Consider the following 21,619-nt stretch of genomic DNA (forward strand, 5'->3'; position numbering starts at 1 on the left):
GGTCGTATGCTCGCTGCCCGGCCTATGAGCCGGAATCCGGGTTGCGAACGAAGACGGGCTTCGAGTGCCGCTCGGTCAATTGATCGGGAAGTTCCTCCCAGTCGAAGACGTGGGAGACCACGGCACGGGGGTCGACCTTGCCGGTTGCGGCCAGCTCGAGGGCCGCGGGAATGTTGGATCGGACGTTGTCCCGTCCTATGCGCATCGTCATGCTGTTGAGATACATGTTGATCAACGGAAGTTCACCGGGCTGGAAGTGATTGCCGGCGCTCTCGCAGAAGCCTTCAGGCTTGAGGGACTGTGCCGCGAGCGCGAGCTGGTCCACCCGTCCCGTGGCCTCGACGGCGAAATCGAAGCCTTGATGAATCGGTGCGGTCTCGGCAAGCGTACGCGCGCCGAACTGTTCGGCAAGTGCTCGGTGCCCTTCGTCGGGGTCGACATACAATACGTCCCCGACGCCCAGTGCTCTGGCTATGTCGCAGACATAGAGGCCGATGCTTCCACGCGCAATGACCAGGACCGACATGTCCGGGCGGGAGCTGACGTGCGGAGCGACGAGTCGCCAGGCGAGGGACCAATTGTCGCTGGCGGAGGCCATCGCAATGGGGTCGAGGCCCTGCGGCAGCGGGACGAGCATGGCGTCGGCGTAGGGGACCTTCACGAGGTCGGAGAAGAGCCCACCCCATGACCCACCGAGCGGGGCGCCGTACATCGCCATGTGAGGTACGTTCGCGCAGTGCGCGTGGAGTCCGGATCGGCAGCGGTCGCATGTGCCACAGCTGATCGACCAGGGTACGACGACGATGTCGCCGGGCAGGACCGTGGTGACCTCGTCTCCGACGTCGATCACTTGCGCCACGCATTCGTGCCCGATCGCGAAGGGTGGTTCGATGAAGCCGCGGCCTGCGAGGATCTGAGAGTCGACGTCGCAGGTGGTCGCCGCGATGGGAGCTACGATCGCTTCACCGGCGCCGTCGACTTTGGGATCTGCTGCTTCGCGCCACTCGGCGGTCCAGCGTCCGGTGTATATGAGTTCTCGCATGGTGTATGCCTTTCGCGACGGTTGGGGTACCGCTAGCGCATGTGGGCGCGTGGTCCCAGAGATTCAGTGCACGCTTCTTGTCGGTGCTGGGTCCGCTGAGGCTGTAAGCCCGGTGCGGTGCGGGGTTACACGCGCTCGGGACGCTTCTCGACCAGGACGTTCTGCGTGCTGCGTCCCACGGGTCCGGCGGGGGTGTGGATGACGGCTGCGCTCATAGCTATTCCGTCGTGTCCGATCGAGGTTTCGCATTCGAGACCGATCCATGACCCTCGGGGTGGCTCGAACAGATGGACGGACAGCTCGGTGTTGAGAAACGTCCATTCATGGGGATCGAGACGCGCGCCGAGCCCGTTCGCGAGGTCAGCGAGTGCGACCGCATGGGTGAGGTCGCTGGTCGGCTCACCTTCGACGAGGGGCTTCGCCATCCGCAGCCAGGCCGAGGTCGGGGTATTGCGAACTCCTATCGGTGACACCACGCGCCAATCGATGGCATTGACGAATCCGACCCGCCAGGAATCCGGTAGAGGGAACGAGCGGGGATCATCTGCCTCGCCGTCCTCTGTGGGGGGCAGGGCCGAATCGGCATGATGGGCAACTTCTCGGGTGTCGGTGTTGACGAGTCGCCACCCACGGGCTTTGGCGACGGGCCTGAATGTGTTGTCGGAGTTTCGCGAGTGGAGTTCGGCGGCAACCAGTTCGATTCTGCGTCCGGGGCGCTCGACCCATGCATGAACTCTGAGCTCGGACAGCGGCACCGGTCCCAAGATCTCGACGGTAACGCGAGAGATCCGGGTTCGGTCCCGTGGTTGACATCGCTCCATCGCTCGGGCCATCAGACCCGCCACCGGGCCTCCGTGCTGGATCCCGGGGCCCCAGGGGCTGCCGGCATGCCCAGAGGGCGTGAATGTCTCCCATGTGGTGCCATCCGAGGCCAATTCGGTGGTGTCGAGTCTGAAGCAGCCGTCGATGGTGTCGGGGGCGGCCGCAGTGCGCCGCCCCTCGGTCATGCTGTCGGTCATATTGATTGCCTTACATCGAGTTTCGATGAGACGCGGTAGCGCGTGCTCACCGGTGGAGTAGTATTCGGAGCTGCTTGCTGGTGGCTTCGAGAGGTGTGAGGGAGCGCTGAACCCGTGCCATCATGATCGCGCCTTCAATGGCGGCGACGCACATGGCAGCGAGTTCGTCCGCGTCTCCCGTGGACCGGTCCTCGTCGCGAAGTGATGAGGCGAGAATGTCGACCCATCGGCCAAGGGCCGCGGCTGTGCTGTCCCGGAGCGCGGGGTCGCCGTATCCTTCCTGTGCGACTGCCGCGACAGGACACCCAGCGTGGTAGTCGCTGCGGAGCAACCATTTCCCGAAGTAGTCGCAGACACCTTCGACGAGCTGCGCCGCCGTTGCCCCGCGATCGATTGCCGACGACAGTCGAGCGGTCACTTCGTTACCCGCCCTGTCGACGGCGGCCTGGATCATCTCTGATTTCCCACCGGGAAAGTGGTGGCGGACGGAACCTCGGGGTGCTCCGGAGTGCTCCAGTACGCGGTCGAAGGATGTACCGGTCAGTCCGCGTTCCCGCAGGACCTCGGTTGCGCTCGCCACCATCTTGTCGCGTGTTCCACGGGCCATGACGTCACTACCATCCTCTGTTGTCGCGCGAGTCAGTCGGTCGTAATGCTCCCATTCCGGTCTGCGCGGGCTTGTGCAGCAGCCGCCCGAAGCTCAGCGAACATTATGGGTTGGCCCCCGGCGCCCCAGTTGCCGTCGGGGATCTCGTGGATGTGTACCCAGATTCGGTACGGATCGGGATCGCCGCCGTCGGCCTCGCGGATTGCCGCTGTCGCGTCCGTGATCATGCCCGCCTTTCGGCGCTGACTCAGGGCGCCTTCGGGGACGGTTGCCGAAAGTAGGTAGAGGGGCTGCTCGGCACGTTGTCCGCCCTGATTGACGGCCCAGTCCGGGCGTTCGTGTAGTTGCACCCAGGTGGCGGCGCGGAAGAACGGCGTGTCGGGGACGCTCTCCCAATGCATCAGGATCTCGGTCAGCTTCGTGACCAGTCCGGTGCGTGCCTCGGAGGTCAGGGCGCCTTTCGGGTACGTCAGTTCGAGTAGCGGCATCAGCCCATCCTCATCGTCGGAATTATTATATGCAACATAGCATAATCGGTGACGGACGATTGAGTCGATGGAGGGCATGTGCGAAATCGAGTTTTGTATCGTGGCCTGTCGTCATAGGTTTCGGTGATCCGACCGAACACGTCCTGATCTTTGTCGTCCCCTCGTCTTGATGCTTCACTCGAGGTGAGCTCGATCCAGTCGGGATTGGAGAAGCGGTGGATCTCGAGTCCATGCGCGCGTCGGTGCAGGACGCGTTCGGATGGCGGCCGACGATTCGACCCCACCCTCGCGCCGGACAGAAGGAGGAGTCCTCATGGGACAGCCACTCATCACAGACAAGGATGGAACCCGCCGCATCACTCTCGATCGACCTGAGATCCTCAACGCACTCCAGGTCGAAGATCTCCCGGTCATTACCGGAGCGGTCGAATCAATCGGTCCGGAAATCAGGGCGATCGTCCTTACTGGCTCCGGAGACCGATCGTTCTCCGCCGGCATGCATGTCGAGACCTTCGCGGACGCAACGCCGGAAACAGCACACCGCATCATTTCTCAGGTCCGCGACTGTGTCGGCGCAATCAGACTCGCCCCGGTTCCTGTCATCGCAATGATCAACGGATACTGCCTCGGTGCCGGATTCGAAATGGCTCTCGCCGCGGACCTCCGGATCGCGCACCCTGAGGTCGAGTTCGGGCTGCCCGAGGTGAAGCTCGGTATCCCATCGGTTGTCGATGCGGCGCTTCTCCACCACTACGGGGGTCTGTCCAAGGCCAAGGAGATCATCCTCACCGCGGATATGTACTCGGTCGCAGACCTGGCGCCCTACGGTTTCGTGAACAGGATCGTCGCCCCTCACGAACTCGAAGACGCGACTGCTGATCTGGTTACGGGATTGTCCAGCTGCACCCGCGAGGTCCTGGCCGCGCAGAAGCGACTGTTCGAGATCTGGCTCAACAGTGGCCTCCAGCCCGGAATCGACGCCAGTGTCGAGGTATTTGCCGATCTTTTCACGTCACCGGTCACTCGCCACGCCATCGCGCAGTACCAGCCGGTATCGCGAAAGTGAGAGTATTCGGGGTCGGTCAGGACCTCTGACTGTGGCCCCTGTGGTAATGCATCGCGCACAGCGTTGAGTGCAGGACGGGAAACTCGAATACCTTTGTCGCCGAGCGCGTCATGAACCCTTCAGGCGGCCAGTGCATATTCCGCGAACCGTGCGACTGCGAGGACCAGGTCGTCCGAGTGCCGCGGCCCCACGATCTGGAGTCCGACGGGAAGCCCGGCCGATGTAGTGCCTGCCGGAATACTGATCGCCGGCTGTTGTGAGAGGTTGAACGGGTAGCTGAACGGCGTCCACTGCGGCCAGGTGGTTGCCGACGACCCGGGTGGCACGTCGTAGCCGGCCTCGAACGCCGGTATCGGTACCGCAGGAGTCAGCAGCACATTGTGCGTCGTGTGGAACGTGCCCATGGTGATGCCCACGGCGGCGGCGACGGCACGAGCATCGAGATACTCTACGGCGCTGAGTGTTTCGCCGCGCTCCCACACTCGGGCCAGGCCCGGATCGACCTTGTCGCGTGCGCCGTCGGGGAAGTTCTTCAGCATCGCGGCGGCGCCGGAGGCCCACAGCACTTCGAAGGCTTCGAGCGGGTCGCCGAATCCGGGATCGGCTTCGGTGACGGCGAGGCCGGCATCAGCGAGCCGACGCACGGCACGGTCGATGATGTCGCCAACCTCGGGGTCGACCGAGACGTAGCCGAGCGTTTTCGAGTACGCGACATCGAGACCGACGACCGCTCGGTCCAGTGAGCCACGGAATGTCATGACGGGAGGTGCGAGCGCGGTCGGGTCACGGGGGTCGGGCAGCGACAGGATGTCGGTGAGCAAGGCCGCGTCCTCCACCGTTCGGGTGATGGGCCCGGCATGCGCAAGCGGACCGAACGGGCTGGCGGGGAACAGCGGAATCCGCCCGTGCGTCGGTTTGAAACCGACCACACCGCAGAACGCCGCGGGGATGCGGATGCTTCCGCCTCCGTCGGTGCCCACCGAACATGGCCCGAACCCGGCTGCAACTGCGGCGGCACTGCCGCCGGACGATCCGCCCGCGGTCTTCGTCGTGTCGTGAGGGTTGCGGGTGATCCCGTACAACGCGGAGTCTGTCACGGCCTTCCACGCGATCTCCGGTGTCGTCGTCTTGCCGACGAACACCATCCCGTCCTCACGAAGTCGTGCGGTGACGGGGCTGTCGACATCCCATGCCTGATCGGCGTCGACGGCCTGCGAGCCGCGTAACGTCGGCCAGTCCTTGGTGAGGAAGATGTCCTTGATCGAGATGGGTACCCCGTCGAGCAGTCCCTTTGCATACCCTGTGCGCCAGCGCTCCTCGGATCGGCGGGCCTGCTCCAGGGCTCGATCTTCGTCGACCAGGCAGAACGCGTTGATGTCGCGGTCGCGCTCGGCGATGTCGTCGAGAACTGCTCGAGTGGCCTCGACCGGGGACAGCTCACCCGCGGAGTAGGCAGTCACCAGCTCGACCGCGGTCATGTCGGTGGGCTTCATGAGTTGCCTCCCTGGTGTTCGGACTTGCTCCCGGCGTCAGGCCTCAGGTGCTCGGCACGTAGCCGAGGTGCTTGTCGACGACGTTCTCGAGCTCACCGCCGGAACGCCACCGCTGGAAGTTGTCGACGAACACGTCGACCAGCGCGTCTCTCCATCCGCGGAAGTCACCGGAATTATGCGGTGTGATCATGACATTCGGAATATCCCACAGTGCGTGTTCCGGCGGGAGCGGTTCGGTGTCGACGACGTCGAGTGCAGCGCCCGCAAGCTCCCCCGAACGCAGGGCGTCAACCAGATCGTCGGTGCGGACGAGGTCGCCGCGTCCGACGTTGATGAAGCGTGCGCTCGGTTTCATCGCGCGGAACATGGAGGCATCGAACATGTCACGTGTCTGCTCAGTCAAGGGTGCAGCGACGACCACGAAGTCGGCGTCGGCGAGTGCTTCGGCGAGGACTTCGGTGGCGGTGACAGTGCCGAAATCGGGGTCGTCGTCGCGTGCGCGTCGCCCCGAGCCCCGGACCCTCATTCCGACCGCGGTGAGGAGGCGTGCGATCGCGCGACCGATGGGGCCGGTGCCGACGACGAGAGCGGTGCGTCCGGCGATACGTTCGGATTCGCGGTGCCGCCACGTGTGCTCGCTCTGGAGCCGGAGTGATCCCGGTAGATCCTTCGCGAACGAGAGTATCTGCGCCAGAACGTATTCTGCGATCGGCTGATCGAATACGCCGCGAGAGTTGGTGACGGTGACATCGCTGTCGCGAAGGGCCGGGAACATGATCGGATCCACTCCCGCTGCGGCCACGTGGACCCAGCGCAGCGTCTCGGCGGCATGCCATGCACGGGGGAGTGAATCGGTGAGGAAGTCGTAGACGAAGAGCACCTCGGCTCCGGCGAGCGCGGTCGCGAGGCCGTCGCTGTCGGTGTAGCGAATGTCGGCGTGCTCGGCGACCGGGGCAAGGAGTGTCTCGTCCGGCACGGACTCGGCATGTAGCACCGCCACCACAGGATTCGCTGTCACGATTGACACCGTAAGAGCCTATCGTATTATTGTCAACAATCCTCGTACGGTGGTGTCAGCGGGTAGAAGCAGAGGGCCCTATGGAATTGAACATCCCCGAATTCGAGGGGCCTCTCGTGCAGCGGGGCATCGGTATCATCGCACCGTTCGATCTCGCACTCGAACGTGAACTGTGGCGCTGGGCCCCCCTCGAAGTGAGCCTGCACCTTGCGCGCACACCTTTCGAACCCGTTGCGGTGAGCAAGGAGATGGCCGAACTCGTCTCCGATCGTCGTCACCTCATGGCCGCAACCCGAGACATCATGCAGGTCGAGCCCGAGGTGGTCGCCTATCTCTGCAGCTCCGGCTCGTTCGTCAAAGGCGTGGCGTACGAAAAGACCCTGTGCGACGCGATCTGCGAGGCCGGCGCACCCGTGGCGGTGACGACGTCGGGAGCGCTGCTCGAGGCACTTCACCGATTGAACCTGACCAAGATCTCGGTGCTCACCCCGTACGACGAGGAGCTCACCCTCCTGCTGCACGATTTCCTCGCCGAAGCCGGAACCGAGGTACTGCGGTCCGAATATCTCGGACTCGGCGGCGGCATCTGGAGGGTCAACTACCGCACCATTGCCGAACGCATCATCGGTGCCGATACGTCCGACTCCGAGGCGGTCTTCGTCAGTTGTACCAATCTGCCGACCTACGACCTGATCGCACCCCTCGAACGTGAATTGGGCAAACCGATACTCACGGCCAATCAACTCACGATCTGGGCGTGTCTCGGAAGGATGAAGCTGCCGATGACAGGACCGGGACAGTGGTTGAGAGGTGTCTTCTGATGCGAGGTGTTTCAAGTGCGTGAGAGTCCGACGATCGGAATCATCTACCCCGATCACGCGGCCGAGGAAGACTACGCGTTCGCCGAAGATCTTCTCGGAGTGCGGATTCCCGTCGTTCACATCTACGGGACCGACCTGCATGCGGTGCCCGAACTTCTCGAGCTCGGCAGTCCTGGGAAACTCGCCGCTGGGGCAGCGAAGCTCACGCCGGAGCAACCCGATGCCGTCGTCTGGGCCTGCACGTCCGGGAGCTTCGTGTACGGATGGGACGGCGCGCGTGACCAGGTCGATCAGCTTTCGGCGGCCATCGGTGGCATCCCCGCGTCGAGCACGAGCTTCGCGTTCGTCGAAGCGTTGCGTGCCCTCGGCGCAACCCGCGTCGCGGTTGCCGCAAGCTACCCGCGCGACGTGAGCGAGCTCTTCGTCGAGTTCCTGAGTGCCGCGGAGATCGACGTCGTCGGGTTCACCGGTGCGGGCATCGAGACTGCAGCCCAGGTGGGCATCCTCACCTCCCGTGAGGTGCTCGACCTCGCCGCAGCCAACGATCACCCCGACGCGCAGGTGCTCCTCGTGCCCGACACCGCCATGCATACCCTGCGCTTCCTGCGCGACCTCGAAGCACACGTCGGCAAGCCGGTCCTCACCGCCAACCAGGTGACGGTATGGGAAGGGCTCCGGCTCGCGGGATATAACCTAGGACGCCCGGAACTGGGCACACTGTTCGAGGAAGGTGTCGATCATGGCGCTCGGTGATCTCGGGGATCTGCAACCCGTTGCCCAACCGTCGACGGCGGAACTGATCGCTGATCAACTGCGGTCGGCCATCGTCCGCGGTGCTATCGAGCCGGGAGCGCAACTCGGAGAAGCCGAACTCGCGACACGTTTCGCTGTGTCGCGCGGACCGTTGCGCGAAGCCATGCAGCGCCTCGTGTCCGAAGGGCTCCTCTACAGCATCCGTAACCGTGGGATCTTCGTCACCGAACTGACCTTCGACGACGTCGTCGACATCTACAACAATCGCCGCGTCATCGAGGGCGGTGCACTCGACCTCGTGCTCGACGGGCGCCGTGAGCAGACGTGGCAGAATCTCGGGACGGCGATCGATGCGATGCGCGCGGCAGCGGACAGGGGCGACGCCGGCGGTGTCTCCGACGGCGACCAGATGTTCCATGAGATCCTCGTCGCCGGTGCATCGAGCCCGCGGCTGATCCGGTCGGCGCGCACGCTACTCGTCGAGACCCGCATGTGCCTCGGGGCGCTGCACACGACTTATCCGGATCTGCACGTGCAGGTCGACGAGCACGTCGCGCTGCGGGAGGCGATCCGCACCGCCGAACCCGACGTGGTGCGCAAGCTTCTCGGCGAGCACCTGCACGACACCGTCGATCGGCTCAGAGATCAGGGCCTCAGAGGCCAGGGGTGACGACCTCGGCATTGCCGAAGGTCATCTGCAGGTCGGGGATCGACGACGTGACCAGTGCACGTCGGGGCAGACCCAGGCGGCGAAACTCCTCGGCGATCGGATGGGTGCCCAGCCGCAGCGTCGCGCCGCCGAGCCGAGTGCGGACGCCGCTGGGATTCATGTCCCACGTCGTGCGCCGGGTGACGCCATCGAGGTGTGCGTAGGCGGCCAGCGACGCGGCGATACCCTTGCCCGGAACGGGGACGCCGGGAGCCACGGACATCTCCGCGATCAGCGCGCCGTCGCAGCTCACACTCCCGCGCTTGGTCCCACTGCGATGGTCGGCGTCGAAATCCGCGAGGATCTTCGGGAAGCCCCAGATCCCGCGACCCGCCGCGCGCGTGAATTCTCCGTCGACCGGCAACTGGTGGATCAGTGCGCCCGCGCCGCCGGTGGCGAGGTCGCGCAGATCCTGCGCCACGCCACCGCCTCGCCGCGTGTGGTCGCGCACGAGGAAGCAGACTCCGAACTCGTTGTAGGGCCCGAGGTCGCCGTCCACGTAGTCGACGAACACGAGCGTGCACAAGCCGCGACCTGGCCGGTACTGCAGGATCTCCAGACCGGTGTGGTCGATCAGCGCTTGTGCAGGCGTCGTCGGAACTGGGAACACCGCCATGAATGCCGTGGCCGCGCGCACCTGCACGGGCATCTCGACGGGTGTACCCAACACCATGTGAGTGTCGCTCATGGCAATAATGAGAACACGTTACAGAAATTATGGGAACAGGTCAGCTGGGCGCACCGACGTTCATCTCGTCCGGGTGCGCGCCCACACGATTGCCGTTGTCGAGGGTGTCGATCTCGCTGAGATCGAGATCGGACAGCTCGAAATCGAACACGTCGATGTTCTGGGCGATGCGCTCGTCGTGCACCGACTTCGGGATCACGATCAGACCGTTCTGCAGATGCCACCGAATCAGCACCTGCGCCGCGCTTTTGCTGTGACGATCGGCGATCCGGTCGACGACGGGGTCGGTGAGCAGGATGTTGGGCTTCGAATTCGGGCCCCAGCCGGAGTTGCTGGTGCCACCGAGCGGGCTCCACGACTCGACGGCGATGCCGTGCTCTGCAGCGGTCGAGCGGATCGCCTGCTGCGGCAGGTTCGGGTGCAGTTCCACCTGATCGACGGCGGGCAACAGGCCACCGCGGTCGACGAGCAACTGCAGGTGGTGCGGCTCGAAGTTGCACACCCCCAAGGCTTTTGACCGGCCGGACTCGACAATCTTCTCGAGTGCGTCCCACGTGCGCAGCAGACGATCGTTGTTCTGTAGCGGCCAGTGGATCAGATACAGGTCGACGTAGTCGGTGCCCAGCTTCGCCAGGCTCGAGTCGAACGCCTTCAGAGCAGATTCGTAGCCCTGGTCGGAGTTCCAGAGCTTGGTGGTGACGAAGATGTCTTCACGTGGAACCGACGTGCCCGCGAGTGCGCGGCCCACGCCTTCCTCGTTTCCGTACGCGGCGGCGGTGTCGATATGTCGGTAGCCGGCTTCGTCGATTGCGAATCGGACGGCGTGCTCGGTCTCATCGTTGGTGGCCTGCCAGACTCCGAGGCCCAGCTGCGGGATGGTGGTTCCGGAGTTCAGCGCGATTTCGGGAGTCGTCATACGTTCGAGCCTAAAGGCGGGCCGTCCACCCGTCGATGTCATGTCGGCTCGTCAGCCGCACGACGGGAAGATCGGGATGCCGTTCGAGGACCTCACGGATACGCCCCGTGTACGAGCCGTACGTCGACCACGACCACCGGATGATGTTCTCGCGTCGGGTGAAAAGTGTGTAGAACGGCGGTTCCACGTTGCCGTTCCACAACACCTCACGCCGGATTCGCCGGCGCAGCGTCCGGCGGATCACCTGCCGCATCACGACGGGGCGAGGTAGATCGAGCCAGATCATCAGATCGGCCTGCTCCGCAAGCAATGGACGGACCACGGTGTACTGCCACTCGGTTACCCAATACGGCTGTGAGGTGAAGTCCTCCACGTCGGCGACGAACGACGGCCGCGGCGTCCAGTTCGGCCCATGATGCAACCCGTCGATTTCGATGTGCTCGATCCCGAGGGAATCGCCGATCTTCGCCGCGAGTGTCGTTTTCCCGGAACCCGATGCCCCCGCCACGACGATGCGGCAGGGGCGATCGGGCGGGGGCGTCGACGAATCGAGGAGAGGCACCCGGGGGAGACTACCCGCGGTCAGGCAGAGACTGCGACCAGATATTCGCGCGGCTGCCCGAACAACTGAGAGGTGCCGTGCGCGCGCTTGAAGAACAGCTGTGCGTCGTGCTCCCACGTGATCGCGATGCCGCCGTGCAGCTGCACCGCCTCGGATGCGACCTGCTGGAATGCTTCCGAACAGTAGATCTTCGCCGCGTAGGCATCCTGCGGATCCTGCGACAGCACCGCCGCGTACGACATGGATCGCGCAGTTTCGACGAGCGCATACATATCGGCCATACGGTGCTTGAGCGCCTGGAACGAACCGATGACACGTCCGAACTGTTTGCGGTTCTTCGTGTACTCGACCGTCAGATCCAGAGTCGCCTGGGCAGCGCCCACCTGTTCGGCCGACACGGCGATCACCGCGGCCGTTCGCAACTGCTCCACCAGGTCGTCGGTCGACGACAACCTGCGGGCTGCGACAGCGGAGAACGACACCTCGGCCAGTGAACGGGTCGGGTCCATCGTCGGAACCCTGCGACGCGCGACGCCGTCGGTCTGCGGATCCACCTCGAACAGCGCTGTGGTGTCACCGTCGGTGGCGATCACGAGCAGTGTGGTCGCGATGTCGCCGCCGAGGACGTAGTGCGCTGTGCCGGTGAGCAGGTCGCCGTCGGCGACCACACCCGGCCGGTGCCAACCCGCTTCCGATGCCCAGCACACCGCGACGATCTCGCCGGCAGCGATGCCCGGCAGCAGCCTGGATGCGGCGTCGGTGTCGCCCGAGAGCAGCACCGTCCGTGAGGCGAGTACGGCCGATCCGAGGAACGGGGACGGAGTCAGCGTGCGACCGAGTTCTTCGAGCACGACATGAGTTTCGGCCCAGGACGCGCCCACACCGTCGTACTCTTCGGGGATGGCGAGTGCTGCAACCCCGACCTGCTCGACGAGCCGCGACCACAGATCTGCGTCGTAGCCGTCGCGGGACGCGATCGCCTTGCGGACGGCAGCGGAATCCGAGTGCTTCGCCAGCAGGCTGCGCACCGACTCCCGCAGTGCGCCGCGATCTTCGGTCTCGAATGTCACGACGCGATCCCGTTCTCGAGTGCCGCGACGACGCGCTCGCGATGGAAATCGGGTGTGCCCCACGCGGTGACGAGTGCGCGGGCCTTCGTGATCCAGAGCGACAGGTCGTATTCCTGCGTGTATCCGATGGCGCCGTGCACCTGCAGTGCCGTACGTGCCGCGAGGTAGGCGGCATCGCCGCACGCGACCTTGGCCGCCGACACGTCGCGCGACGCGGTGGGCAGTCCATCGCGGACCGCGAGCGCTGCACCGTGGAGAAGCGGACGTGCCATCTCCAATGCGACGGCAACGTCGGCGAGGTGATGCTTGATGGCCTGGAACGAACCGATGACCCGGCCGAACTGCTTACGCTGCTGCACGTAGTCGACAGACATGTCGAGCAGGGTGCGGCCGAGGCCCTGCAATTGTGCGGCAGTTGCGAGTGCACCGAGGTCGAACGCGGAGTCGAACCGAGTCGAGCCGAGCACGTCGGCGGGCGAGACCTCGAACAGGTGACGCGCGAGGTCCACCGACGCGTGCTGCACACCCGCGGTGGCCGTCGAGACCGACTCACCGTCGACCTGCAGGAGCAGCGCGGCTGTATCGGCATCCACCGCATACGGCGTGTGCGGAGCTGCCGCGACGGTCGCGAGCGTCCCGGAGGCCAGCGCCGCGAGACGATCCGGAGCAACCGCTGCAAGCAGCGCGGGTACGACAGCGACGGTTTCGACTACCGGGCCCGGAACCGCGTGGCGGCCCAACTGTTCGATGGCCACGACGAGGTCGACGGCGTCGGCACCGAGACCATCGTGCTCCTCGGCAATGAGCAGGCCGTTCACGCCGGTCTCTGCGAGTCGCTGCCACACGGTCAGGCCGGGTGCGGTGTCTCCGCTGTTCCATGCGCGGATGACAGCGGGCATGTCGGACTTGGTGAGGAGTGCGTCGATGCTCGACGCGAAGTCCTCGTGGGACTCATCGAGTGCGAATCTCATCGGTCACCCTTCGGGAGGCCGAGCAACCGCTCGGCGATGACGTTCTTCTGAATTTCGTTGGTGCCGGCGTAAATCGGGCCCGACAGCGAGAAGAGGTAGCCGTCGGTCCAGTTGTCGACCACCTCCGCGTGCGCACCCTGCAGGTCGAGGGCGGTTTCGTGTGCGGCGATGTCCCATTCCGACCAGAACACCTTGTTGATCGACGATTCGGCACCCAGTTGGCCACCGTTCGTGAGCCTGGTGACCGTGCCCCACGTCGACAGTTCGTAGGCGCGTGCACCGATCCACGCGTCGGCGACCTTGTTCCGAAGCGCGGTGTCGCCGTGGAGCGGTGACTGCGCGTACTGCTGCAGCAGACGATCGGTGGTGGCGAGGAACCGTCCGGGCGCACGCAGCGACAGGCCACGCTCGTTCGACGCGGTGCTCATCGCGACCCGCCATCCCGCGTTGACCTCACCGATCACGCCGGACTCGGCGGGATTCGACGGGTCGTCGGGGACGAAGACGTTCTCGAGGAAGATCTCTGCGAAGCCGGGTTCGCCGTCGAGCTGGTCGATCGGCCGGACGGTGACGCCCTCAGCGCGCAGGTCGAACATGAAATACGTGATGCCCTTGTGGCGCTGGGCTTCGGGGTCGGACCGGAACAGGCCGAAGCCCATGTCGGCGAACGATGCCCGCGAACTCCAGGTCTTCTGCCCGTTGAGCAGCCAGCCGCCATCGACCTTCGTGGCGGTCGAGCGCAGTGACGCGAGGTCGCTGCCCGATTCGGGTTCCGACCAGGCCTGGGCCCAGATGTCGTCGGCGCGTGCCATGCGAGGCATGATGCGTGCGAGCTGTTCGGGTTTCGCGTGCTCGAACAGGGTGGGGGCGAGCAGGAAGATGCCGTTCTGGCTCACCCGGCCGGGTGCACCCGAGCGGTAGTACTCCTCCTCGAACACCACCCACTGCTCGAGGGTCGCGTCGCGTCCGCCGAGCGATTCGGGCCACGAGACGACGGATAGGCGTGCATCGGCAAGCAGTCGCTCCCAGGCCCGGTGCTCCTCGAACCCCTCGGCGGTGTCCATCGACTTCAGTGGGGTGTTCGGGACGTTCTCGGCGAGAAATGCCCGAACTTCGTCACGGAAAGCGGTAGTGGCGGAGTCGAGTTCCAGATCCATCACTTGCTCTCCTTCGCCGGGCGAGCGCTGGCAGCCATCGACTTGGCGTCCATGCCGCCGAGGGAGTCGGTGCCGACCTCCGCGTTGTACGAGTGTGCGAAGTGATGCAGCCCGAAGACCGAGTCCATGCCGTTACGCATACCCATCTGGTCCTCGCACTGGTTCACGGCACGCTTGGTCAGTGCCAGGCCGAATCGCGGCATCTCCGCGATACGTCCGGCCAGGGCGAGGGTCTCGGATTCGAGATCGTCGCGCGTCACGACCCGGCTGACCATGCCGACCTCGTAGGCGCGCTGCGCGGTGAAGCGGTCGCCGGTGTACAGGATCTCCTTGGCGAACCGGGTGCCGAGGATCCAGGGGTGTGCGAAGTACTCGACACCCGGAATGCCCATGCGCACGACGGGATCGGAGAAGAAGGCGTCGTCGGAGGCGACGATGAGGTCGCACACCCACGCGAGCATGAGTCCACCGGCGATGCATGCCCCCTGGACCATCGCGATGGTCGGCTTGGGGATCTCCCGCCAGCGGCGGCACATCCCGAGGTAGACCTCCATCTCGCGGGCGTACCGCTGGTCGCCACCCGGCTTGTCGACGTGATCCCACCACATGACGGCTTTGTTGTCGTAGTGCACGTGGTGGTCGCGACCGGGGGTGCCGAGGTCGTGGCCGGCGGAGAAGTGCTTGCCGTTGCCCGCGAGTACGATCACCTTCACCTCGTCGTCCTCGACGGCCTTCTCGAAGGCCGCGTCGAGGGCATACGTCATCACCGAGTTCTGGGCGTTCCGGTAGTCCGGACGGTTGAGGGTGACGATCGCGATGCCGTCACGTACCTCATAGGTGACGACGTCGGGCTCGAAGGGGACTGTCATGACTTCTCCTCACGCAGAACGTTTTTCAGGACCTTGCCGGACGCATTCCGGGGAAGGTGGTCGACGAAGCGCACCGACCGGGGTCGTTTGAAGTTGGCCAGATTCTCTTTGGCGTAGGCGAGAACGTGATCCTCGGTCAGGTTCGCTCCGTCCAAGGTGGCGACGAAGGCGCAGCCGACCTCTCCGGCCCGTTCGTCGGGCACGCCGATGACGGCGACCTCGTGGACACCGGGGATCCGCAGCAGCGACGCCTCGATTTCGGCGGGGTACACATTGAATCCGTTGCTGATGTACATGTCCTTGAGGCGGTCGGTGATGTCGAGGTACCCGCGCTCGTCGAGTGTGCCGACGTCGCCGGTGTGCAACCAGCCGTCGGAGTCGATGGTCTTGGCGGTCGCCTCGGGATCGTCGAGGTAGCCGAGCATCACGTTCGGGCCGCGCAGCAGGATCTCGCCCTTGTCGCCGATCCGCACCTCGAAGTCGGCGGTCGCGCGTCCGGACGAAGTCGACACGGTGACGGGGTCGTCGTCGGTGCGGCACATCGTGGCGACCACGGCCTCGGTCTGGCCGTACGCGGTGATCACCGCGTCGAAGTTCAGTTCGGTCTGCATGCGTTCGACGAGCGAGACCGGCACCGGTGCGGCGCCGGTGACCGCGATGCGCAAGTTGCTCAGGTCGTAGTCGCCGCGACGCGGGTGGTCGAGGATGCTCTGGTAGATCGTCGGTGCGCCCGGTAGCACGCTGATGCGTTCGGCCGAGACCATCGTCATGACCTTCTCGACGTCGAAGACCGCGAGCGGGATGACCGTTGCCCCTGCGAGCAGCGCCGCGACGATCCCGGCTTTGTATCCGAAGGTGTGGAAGAAGGGATTGATGACGAGGTAGTTGTCGTCGACGGTCAGTTCGGCGCATTCGGACCACGCCTGCGCGACTCCGATGCACTGGCGGTGCGCACTGAGTACGCCCTTGCTCTTTCCGGTGGTGCCGGAAGTGAACAGGATGTCGGAGAGATCGTCGGGCTCGACGGCCGCGGCGCGAGCGTCGGCATCGGTACGCGACGCGTCGGTGGCACCGGCGAGGAAATCGTCCCAGTCGGTGACGCCGTCGACCGGATTGTCGTTCCCGCTGACCGGGACTCGCACGACTGTGGGAACGGTGAGATCGGGTGCGACCGCGCGGAGTTGTGCGTAGCGATCGGAGCCGAGGAAGTCGCCCACGATGACGAGCGCGGACGCGTCGACGCGTTCGATGATCTCGGCTGCTTCACCGGCGGTGTAACGGGTGTTGACGGGGACGACGATGCCACCGGCCCAATGCACACCGAGAGCAGCGATTTCCCAGTGATACGTGTTGGGCGACCAGATCGCGACGCGCGCACCAGGTTCGACGCCTCGAGCGACCAGAGCCGCGGCGAAATCCCGCACGTGTGCGTGCAATTGTGCGAAGGTCAGTCGGGTCTCGCCGTCGACGATCGCGAGCCGGTCGGGCCAGGTCTCGGCAGAGCGGACGAGGGCGGCCGGCGTGGTTCTCGGATGTGTGTTCACTGAGCTCCCTACCTAGCAATTGCTTGGTAGGTTATCGTACAGACGTGCAAGAGAGCGAGAGCCTGGAAAATACCGAGTACGCGGCCACCGTGCGGACGTGGCTCGACGAGAACCTGACCGGCGAATTCGCCGCCCTCAGGGGCAAAGGCGGGCCCGGCAGCGAGCACGAGTTCTTCGAACAACGACTCGCGTGGGATCGCCATCTCGCCGAGGCCGGATGGACCTGCATCGGCTGGCCCACCGAATACGGCGGGCGCGGTGCCACCATGGAGGAGCGGGTCACCTTCCACACCGAATACGCGAAGGCCGACGCGCCTGCCCGGGTGAACCACCTGGGCGAGGAGCTGCTCGGACCCACCCTCATCGCGTTCGGTACAGAGGAGCAGAAGAAGCGATTCCTCCCCGGAATTCGCAACGTCACCGAACTGTGGGCCCAGGGATACTCCGAACCGGGTGCCGGATCCGACCTCGCCAACGTCTCGACCACCGCGCGCCTCGAAGACGGCAAGTGGATCATCAACGGCCAGAAGGTGTGGACGTCCCTTGCACACGTCGCCCAGTGGGCGTTCGTGATTGCGCGCACCGAACCGGGATCGACCCGCCACCAGGGTCTGAGTTTCCTGCTCGTGCCGCTCGACCAGCCCGGCGTCACCGTCCGGCCGATCCAGCAGCTCACCGGCACCTCCGAATTCAACGAGGTCTTCTTCGACGATGCGGTGACAGATGCCGACCTCGTCGTCGGGGAGCCCGGCGACGGGTGGAAGGTGGCGATGGGTCTGCTGACCTTCGAACGCGGCGTCTCCACCCTCGGCCAGCAGATCGGCTTCGCCCGCGAACTCGACGGTGTCGTCGACCTTGCGCGGGCCAACGGCTCGATCGACGACCCCAATATCCGCGAGAAGATCGCCCGAGCCCGCATCGGGCTGCGGGTGATGCGCGCCCACGCCCTTCGCACCCTGGGCGACGCCGACCCCGGCCAGGCCTCGGTAGCCAAACTGCTGTGGGCAAACTGGCACCGCGACCTCGGTGTCCTTGCAATGGAAGCGCAAGGCGCGGCGTCGCTCGTCGCACCCGATCACGATCACGCGGGAACACCGTCGAACATCACCGACCCGGAACACCTCGAGCTCGCCCAATGGCAACGGTTGTTCCTGTTCACCCGCGCCGACACCATCTATGGCGGATCCAACGAGGTCCAGCGCAACGTCATCGCCGAGCGTGTGCTCGGCCTTCCCCGAGAGGCTCGCCCGTGACCATCTCCCCGCTGTCCACCCCGCCCGTCGAAACCCCCGGGCACGGGCTGCTCGCAGGCAAGAAAGTCGTCGTCACCGCGGCGGCCGGCACAGGAATCGGTTTCTCGTCGGCGCGACGCGCCCTGCTCGAGGGCGCCGACGTCCTGATCTCGGACTTCCATGAGCGTCGCCTCGGTGAGGCGGCCGACAAGCTCGCCGCGGAGTTCCCCGAACAGCAGGTGCATTCCATCGTGTGCGACGTGTCGTCCACCGAGCAGGTCGACGCACTCATCACCGGTGCCGCCGAGAAGCTCGGCCGCATCGACACGCTGATCAACAATGCCGGACTCGGTGGAGAGACCCCGGTCGTCGACATGACCGACGAACAGTGGGATCGCGTCCTCGACGTCACTCTCACGAGCACATTCCGGGCGACGCGCGCCGCATTGCGGTACTTCAAGTCGGCCGGCCACGGCGGAGTCCTGGTCAACAACGCGTCGGTGCTCGGCTGGCGTGCCCAGCACTCGCAGGCACACTATGCCGCGGCGAAGGCCGGCGTCATGGCGCTCACCCGCTGTTCGGCGATCGAGGCTGCCGAATTCGGTGTCCGCATCAATGCCGTCGCCCCGTCCATCGCGCGTCACGCTTTCCTCGCGAAGGTGACCAGCGAGGAACTGCTCGACCGGCTGGCGTCCGACGAGGCGTACGGTCGTGCGGCGGAGGTGTGGGAGATCGCTGCGACGATCGCGATGCTGGCGAGCGACTACACCACCTACCTGACCGGCGAGATCGTCTCGATCTCCTCGCAGCGGGCCTAGTAGTTCGACAGGCCGGAAGTTCGAAAGGCTTTTGCTCCATGACCCCACCTCGCGACGACTCAGCGAAGACCGGCCGCCGCGCCGAACTGCTCCACATCGCGGCCGACCTCTTCGCGTCACGCGGTGTCCGCGCCACGACGGTCCGCGACATCGCTGACGCCGCGGGGATCCTCTCCGGGAGCCTCTACCACCACTTCGACTCGAAGGAGTCGATGGTCGACGAGATCCTGCGAGGTTTCCTCGACGACCTGTTCGACCGGTACCGCAAGATCGTGGCCGCAGGCCTCGACCCCCGCGCGACGCTCGAAGCCCTCGTCACCACCTCATACGAATCGATCGACCGATCGCACGCCGCGGTCGCGATCTACCAGGACGAGGCCAAGCACCTCGACGGCGACAGGTTCTCCTACATCGCCGAACTCAACACCGAGTTCCGCACACTGTGGTCGGGGGTGCTCGAGCGTGGAATCTCCGAAGGCTCGTTCCGGCCCGACGTGGACGTCGACGTCGTCTTCCGTTTTCTCCGCGACACGGTGTGGGTCGCGGTGCGCTGGTATCGGCCTGGCGGAGCGCTCAGTGTCGAACAAGTTGCGCAGCAGTACCTTTCCATCGTTCTCGACGGACTGTCGAACCCGAACCCCGCATAAGGAGCAACAATGACCGAGGCGTACATCGTCGATGCTATCCGCACTCCGATCGGTAAGAAGAACGGCAGCCTGGCTCCCATTCACCCGATCGACCTCGGCTCGCACGTCATCAAGGCCGTCGTCGAGCGCACCGGCATCGACCCGTCGGACGTCGACGACGTCATCTTCGGCTGCGTCGACGCGATCGGTGGCCAGGCCGGCAACATCGCACGCATGTCGTGGCTGGCCGCGGGCCTCCCGCAGCACGTGCCCGGCGTCACCGTCGATCGTCAGTGCGGCTCGAGCCAGCAGGCCATCCAGTTCGGGGCGCAGGCGATCCTGTCCGGTACGGCCGACCTCATCATCGCCGGCGGCGTGCAGAACATGAGCCAGGTCCCGATCTCCGCCGCGATGATCGTCGGCCAGCAGTACGGCTTCACGACCCCGACCGCCGAGTCGGCGGGTTGGACCGAGCGCTACGGCAACGAGGAGGTGTCGCAGTTCCGCGGCGCCGAGATGATCGCCGACAAGTGGGACATCAGCCGCGAGGACCTCGAGAAGTGGGCATTGCAGAGCCACGAGCGCGCCAAGGCTGCCATCGCCGAGGGGCGCTTCGACAACGAGATCGTCCCGGTCGGGGAGTTCACCACCGACGAGGGGCCGCGTGAGACCAGCCTCGAGAAGATGGCCGGGCTCAACGTCCTCGTCGACGGTGGGCGCCTCACCGCGGCCGTCGCCAGCCAGATCTCCGATGGCGCCAGCGCGCTGCTGCTCGCCTCGGACGAAGCCGTGCAGAAGCACGGTCTGAAGCCGCGCGCGCGGATCCACCACATGAGTGCCCGCGGCGACGACCCGATCTTCATGCTGTCGGCGCCGATCCCGGCGACCCAGCACGCACTCGAGAAGACCGGCCTGACCATCGACGACATCGACGTCATCGAGATCAACGAGGCGTTCGCTCCCGTCGTGCTCGCATGGATCAAGGAGATCGGCGCCGACCCGGCCAAGGTCAACGTCAACGGTGGTGCGATCGCGCTCGGTCACCCGCTCGGCGCGACCGGCACCAAGCTCATGGCGACCCTGCTCAACGAGCTCGAGCGCACCGGCGGCCGTTACGGCCTGCTGACCATCTGCGAGGGCGGCGGTACCGCGAACGTGACCATCATCGAGCGCATCTCGGAGTAGTCCCCGAACGGAATGCCCACGGTGACGGACACAGTGCCGTCACCGTGGGCATTCGGTTCCCTGGGTCAGCGCAGCGTCGGATCGGTGACGCGGTCGCTGCTGCCCGCTGTGCGGAACACGGTGTCGAAGAAATCGGCGACAGGGTCGGCGGGCAGGACGTCGACGAACCCGTCGTAGATGATGCCACCGTCCGGGCACCACACCTTGACGTGCCGTTTTCCGGGGGCGACCTGGTGCGCGACCATCCGGCTCGACGGTTCCAGCGGCAAACTCTGAGTGTTGCCGTCGGCGTCGGGGTCGACGCGGCAACTCTCCGGATGAACCGGCACGCCGTGGACGTTCACCAGGATCCGGGCTCTGCCGGGCACGACCTCGGCGGTCGCGGCGGCTCCCGCTGTACCCGGGGTGGTCAGGACGATCGCTGCGGTGGACAACACAGCCGCGGCGGCACTTGCGTATCGGAATCGCATCCGGCTCCCTCACATAGGTGACAACAGATCGGTCGACAACTGGTCGACCTTACGCAGCGAACGCACTCATCTGTACTCCTCGACAGGATGTCGCGCATGATGTTCGGGACTACTCTCGAAGGCATGTGCCGGAACATCACCGAGCTGCGCGGGCTCGAACCGGTAGCGACCGCCGAGGAGATCGAGGCGGCCGCTCGGCAGTACGTCCGTAAGGTCAGCGGAATCCACAAACTGTCCGATGCCACCCGGGAGTCATTCGAGCAAGCCGTCGCGGAGGTCGCCGCGACGACCACGAGATTGCTCGAGCTCCTTCCCGAGCGACGGCAACCACCACCGACGGTGCCGCCGCTGCGACGCCCCGAAGTGCAGGCGAGGATCGCCGCGCGCGGCTGAATCCATCAATTCGGTTCCCGGGCACCCATCCGCGGGTAGCGTGACGCAGGCCATAACTGTGCACGTTGTCGAGGAGCCGTCGGGCGCATTCGGTTGCCGCTC

Annotated in this window: 24 protein-coding genes; 9 read left to right on the plus strand and 15 right to left on the minus strand. The window is 65.4% G+C overall.

The window, feature by feature from the left end; translation table 11 throughout:
- Positions 1-22: 22 nt before the first annotated feature.
- The 4 genes from HCA61_RS10365 to HCA61_RS10380 all read right to left on the minus strand — a co-directional run bounded on the left by HCA61_RS10365 (position 23) and on the right by HCA61_RS10380 (position 3,156).
- A complete protein-coding gene (locus tag HCA61_RS10365) occupies positions 23-1,042 on the minus strand; it encodes an alcohol dehydrogenase catalytic domain-containing protein (RefSeq protein WP_169688116.1) in 1,020 nt (339 codons plus the stop codon).
- A 125-nt stretch (positions 1,043-1,167) separates the two neighbouring features.
- Positions 1,168-2,061 carry a thioesterase family protein gene (locus HCA61_RS10370; RefSeq protein WP_169688117.1) on the minus strand — a complete coding sequence of 298 codons (894 nt, stop codon included), beginning with the start codon at positions 2,059-2,061 and terminating at the stop codon, positions 1,168-1,170.
- Positions 2,062-2,107: 46 nt separating this feature from the next.
- Positions 2,108-2,668 (minus strand): TetR/AcrR family transcriptional regulator, encoded by a 561-nt coding sequence (locus HCA61_RS10375; protein ID WP_169688118.1) that lies wholly within the window; start codon positions 2,666-2,668, stop codon positions 2,108-2,110.
- A gap of 32 nt (positions 2,669-2,700) precedes the next feature.
- A complete protein-coding gene (locus HCA61_RS10380; protein ID WP_169688119.1) occupies positions 2,701-3,156 on the minus strand; it encodes a tautomerase family protein in 456 nt (151 codons plus the stop codon).
- 313 nt (positions 3,157-3,469) lie between these two features.
- Here HCA61_RS10380 and HCA61_RS10385 point away from each other — a divergent pair, with 313 nt between their 5' ends.
- Positions 3,470-4,222, plus strand: a complete 753-nt coding sequence (locus tag HCA61_RS10385; RefSeq protein WP_169688120.1) for an enoyl-CoA hydratase-related protein — start codon at positions 3,470-3,472, stop codon at positions 4,220-4,222.
- Between the two features lie 119 nt (positions 4,223-4,341).
- Here the strand turns inward: HCA61_RS10385 and HCA61_RS10390 are convergent, their stop codons facing one another.
- Together HCA61_RS10390 and HCA61_RS10395 are read right to left on the minus strand one after the other, a co-directional pair.
- A complete protein-coding gene (locus tag HCA61_RS10390; protein WP_169688121.1) occupies positions 4,342-5,715 on the minus strand; it encodes an amidase in 1,374 nt (457 codons plus the stop codon).
- Positions 5,716-5,758: 43 nt separating this feature from the next.
- Positions 5,759-6,733: a D-2-hydroxyacid dehydrogenase gene (locus HCA61_RS10395; protein WP_169688122.1), complete on the minus strand. Its 975-nt coding sequence runs from the start codon at positions 6,731-6,733 to the stop codon at positions 5,759-5,761.
- 80 nt (positions 6,734-6,813) lie between these two features.
- Here HCA61_RS10395 and HCA61_RS10400 point away from each other — a divergent pair, with 80 nt between their 5' ends.
- Genes HCA61_RS10400 through HCA61_RS10410 form a run of 3 tightly spaced genes read left to right on the plus strand, consistent with a single transcriptional unit; the run spans position 6,814 to position 8,977 of the window.
- The gene (locus HCA61_RS10400) at positions 6,814-7,554 is read left to right on the plus strand and encodes an Asp/Glu/hydantoin racemase (protein WP_169688123.1); all 741 of its coding nucleotides are present in this window, start codon (positions 6,814-6,816) and stop codon (positions 7,552-7,554) included.
- 15 nt (positions 7,555-7,569) lie between these two features.
- Positions 7,570-8,307 (plus strand): maleate cis-trans isomerase, encoded by a 738-nt coding sequence (locus HCA61_RS10405; RefSeq protein ID WP_169688124.1) that lies wholly within the window; start codon positions 7,570-7,572, stop codon positions 8,305-8,307.
- Entirely contained in the window at positions 8,294-8,977 is a 684-nt protein-coding gene (locus tag HCA61_RS10410; RefSeq protein WP_169688125.1) for a GntR family transcriptional regulator, read from the plus strand. Before HCA61_RS10405 ends, HCA61_RS10410 begins: the two co-directional genes overlap by 14 nt.
- Here the strand turns inward: HCA61_RS10410 and HCA61_RS10415 are convergent.
- The 8 genes from HCA61_RS10415 to HCA61_RS10450 are packed head-to-tail and all read right to left on the minus strand — an operon-like array spanning position 8,961 to position 16,793.
- Positions 8,961-9,689 carry an acetoacetate decarboxylase family protein gene (locus tag HCA61_RS10415; protein ID WP_169688441.1) on the minus strand — a complete coding sequence of 243 codons (729 nt, stop codon included), beginning with the start codon at positions 9,687-9,689 and terminating at the stop codon, positions 8,961-8,963. The two genes, HCA61_RS10410 and HCA61_RS10415, sit on opposite strands and share 17 nt — an antisense overlap.
- 55 nt (positions 9,690-9,744) lie before the next feature.
- A complete protein-coding gene (locus tag HCA61_RS10420; protein WP_169688126.1) occupies positions 9,745-10,620 on the minus strand; it encodes an aldo/keto reductase in 876 nt (291 codons plus the stop codon).
- A gap of 10 nt (positions 10,621-10,630) precedes the next feature.
- Positions 10,631-11,182, minus strand: coding sequence for an AAA family ATPase (locus tag HCA61_RS10425; protein WP_169688127.1), 552 nt, complete (start codon positions 11,180-11,182; stop codon positions 10,631-10,633).
- A 20-nt stretch (positions 11,183-11,202) separates the two neighbouring features.
- The gene (locus HCA61_RS10430) at positions 11,203-12,252 is read right to left on the minus strand and encodes an acyl-CoA dehydrogenase family protein (protein ID WP_169688128.1); all 1,050 of its coding nucleotides are present in this window, start codon (positions 12,250-12,252) and stop codon (positions 11,203-11,205) included.
- Positions 12,249-13,223 carry an acyl-CoA dehydrogenase gene (locus HCA61_RS10435; RefSeq protein ID WP_169688129.1) on the minus strand — a complete coding sequence of 325 codons (975 nt, stop codon included), beginning with the start codon at positions 13,221-13,223 and terminating at the stop codon, positions 12,249-12,251. The genes HCA61_RS10430 and HCA61_RS10435 overlap by 4 nt, the downstream gene beginning before the upstream one ends.
- Positions 13,220-14,380, minus strand: a complete 1,161-nt coding sequence (locus tag HCA61_RS10440) for an acyl-CoA dehydrogenase family protein (protein WP_169688130.1) — start codon at positions 14,378-14,380, stop codon at positions 13,220-13,222. The genes HCA61_RS10435 and HCA61_RS10440 overlap by 4 nt, the downstream gene beginning before the upstream one ends.
- Positions 14,380-15,249, minus strand: coding sequence for an enoyl-CoA hydratase (locus HCA61_RS10445; protein ID WP_169688131.1), 870 nt, complete (start codon positions 15,247-15,249; stop codon positions 14,380-14,382). Before HCA61_RS10445 ends, HCA61_RS10440 begins: the two co-directional genes overlap by 1 nt.
- Entirely contained in the window at positions 15,246-16,793 is a 1,548-nt protein-coding gene (locus HCA61_RS10450) for a FadD3 family acyl-CoA ligase (protein ID WP_169688132.1), read from the minus strand. Before HCA61_RS10450 ends, HCA61_RS10445 begins: the two co-directional genes overlap by 4 nt.
- A 44-nt stretch (positions 16,794-16,837) precedes the next feature.
- Between HCA61_RS10450 and HCA61_RS10455 the strand changes: the two genes are divergently transcribed.
- Genes HCA61_RS10455 through HCA61_RS10470 form a run of 4 tightly spaced genes read left to right on the plus strand, consistent with a single transcriptional unit; the run spans position 16,838 to position 20,654 of the window.
- On the plus strand, positions 16,838-18,046 hold the full coding sequence (locus tag HCA61_RS10455; RefSeq protein ID WP_169688133.1) for an acyl-CoA dehydrogenase family protein: 1,209 nt from the start codon (positions 16,838-16,840) through the stop codon (positions 18,044-18,046).
- Positions 18,043-18,843, plus strand: coding sequence for an SDR family oxidoreductase (locus HCA61_RS10460; protein WP_346777540.1), 801 nt, complete (start codon positions 18,043-18,045; stop codon positions 18,841-18,843). The genes HCA61_RS10455 and HCA61_RS10460 overlap by 4 nt, the downstream gene beginning before the upstream one ends.
- Before the next feature lie 38 nt (positions 18,844-18,881).
- Positions 18,882-19,490 carry a TetR/AcrR family transcriptional regulator gene (locus HCA61_RS10465; protein ID WP_169688135.1) on the plus strand — a complete coding sequence of 203 codons (609 nt, stop codon included), beginning with the start codon at positions 18,882-18,884 and terminating at the stop codon, positions 19,488-19,490.
- Positions 19,491-19,499: 9 nt separating this feature from the next.
- The gene (locus tag HCA61_RS10470) at positions 19,500-20,654 is read left to right on the plus strand and encodes an acetyl-CoA C-acetyltransferase (RefSeq protein WP_169688136.1); all 1,155 of its coding nucleotides are present in this window, start codon (positions 19,500-19,502) and stop codon (positions 20,652-20,654) included.
- A 65-nt stretch (positions 20,655-20,719) separates the two neighbouring features.
- On the opposite strand, the gene HCA61_RS10475 is transcribed toward HCA61_RS10470, so the two are convergent.
- Entirely contained in the window at positions 20,720-21,124 is a 405-nt protein-coding gene (locus HCA61_RS10475; RefSeq protein WP_169688137.1) for a hypothetical protein, read from the minus strand.
- Positions 21,125-21,247: 123 nt separating this feature from the next.
- Between HCA61_RS10475 and HCA61_RS10480 the strand changes: the two genes are divergently transcribed.
- Positions 21,248-21,517 carry a DUF2277 domain-containing protein gene (locus tag HCA61_RS10480; RefSeq protein WP_169688442.1) on the plus strand — a complete coding sequence of 90 codons (270 nt, stop codon included), beginning with the start codon at positions 21,248-21,250 and terminating at the stop codon, positions 21,515-21,517.
- Positions 21,518-21,619 lie beyond the last annotated feature (102 nt).

The organism is Rhodococcus sp. HNM0563, from assembly GCF_012726195.1.
GTDB lineage: Bacteria > Actinomycetota > Actinomycetes > Mycobacteriales > Mycobacteriaceae > Rhodococcus.

What these genes read in the sequence shown, in the direction of transcription:
- HCA61_RS10370 (WP_169688117.1), bottom strand. Translation starts at nt 2,061, where the DNA reads ATGACCGACAGCATGACCGAGGGGCGGCGCACTGCGGCCGCCCCCGAC.
- HCA61_RS10435 (WP_169688129.1), bottom strand. Translation starts at nt 13,223, where the DNA reads ATGAGATTCGCACTCGATGAGTCCCACGAGGACTTCGCGTCGAGCATC.
- HCA61_RS10470 (WP_169688136.1), top strand. Translation starts at nt 19,500, where the DNA reads ATGACCGAGGCGTACATCGTCGATGCTATCCGCACTCCGATCGGTAAG.
- HCA61_RS10420 (WP_169688126.1), bottom strand. Translation starts at nt 10,620, where the DNA reads ATGACGACTCCCGAAATCGCGCTGAACTCCGGAACCACCATCCCGCAG.
- HCA61_RS10475 (WP_169688137.1), bottom strand. Translation starts at nt 21,124, where the DNA reads ATGCGATTCCGATACGCAAGTGCCGCCGCGGCTGTGTTGTCCACCGCA.
- HCA61_RS10385 (WP_169688120.1), top strand. Translation starts at nt 3,470, where the DNA reads ATGGGACAGCCACTCATCACAGACAAGGATGGAACCCGCCGCATCACT.
- HCA61_RS10400 (WP_169688123.1), top strand. Translation starts at nt 6,814, where the DNA reads ATGGAATTGAACATCCCCGAATTCGAGGGGCCTCTCGTGCAGCGGGGC.
- HCA61_RS10365 (WP_169688116.1), bottom strand. Translation starts at nt 1,042, where the DNA reads ATGCGAGAACTCATATACACCGGACGCTGGACCGCCGAGTGGCGCGAA.
- HCA61_RS10375 (WP_169688118.1), bottom strand. Translation starts at nt 2,668, where the DNA reads ATGGCCCGTGGAACACGCGACAAGATGGTGGCGAGCGCAACCGAGGTC.
- HCA61_RS10380 (WP_169688119.1), bottom strand. Translation starts at nt 3,156, where the DNA reads ATGCCGCTACTCGAACTGACGTACCCGAAAGGCGCCCTGACCTCCGAG.
- HCA61_RS10480 (WP_169688442.1), top strand. Translation starts at nt 21,248, where the DNA reads ATGTGCCGGAACATCACCGAGCTGCGCGGGCTCGAACCGGTAGCGACC.
- HCA61_RS10390 (WP_169688121.1), bottom strand. Translation starts at nt 5,715, where the DNA reads ATGAAGCCCACCGACATGACCGCGGTCGAGCTGGTGACTGCCTACTCC.
- HCA61_RS10465 (WP_169688135.1), top strand. Translation starts at nt 18,882, where the DNA reads ATGACCCCACCTCGCGACGACTCAGCGAAGACCGGCCGCCGCGCCGAA.
- HCA61_RS10440 (WP_169688130.1), bottom strand. Translation starts at nt 14,380, where the DNA reads ATGGATCTGGAACTCGACTCCGCCACTACCGCTTTCCGTGACGAAGTT.
- HCA61_RS10415 (WP_169688441.1), bottom strand. Translation starts at nt 9,689, where the DNA reads ATGGTGTTGGGTACACCCGTCGAGATGCCCGTGCAGGTGCGCGCGGCC.
- HCA61_RS10445 (WP_169688131.1), bottom strand. Translation starts at nt 15,249, where the DNA reads ATGACAGTCCCCTTCGAGCCCGACGTCGTCACCTATGAGGTACGTGAC.
- HCA61_RS10410 (WP_169688125.1), top strand. Translation starts at nt 8,294, where the DNA reads ATGGCGCTCGGTGATCTCGGGGATCTGCAACCCGTTGCCCAACCGTCG.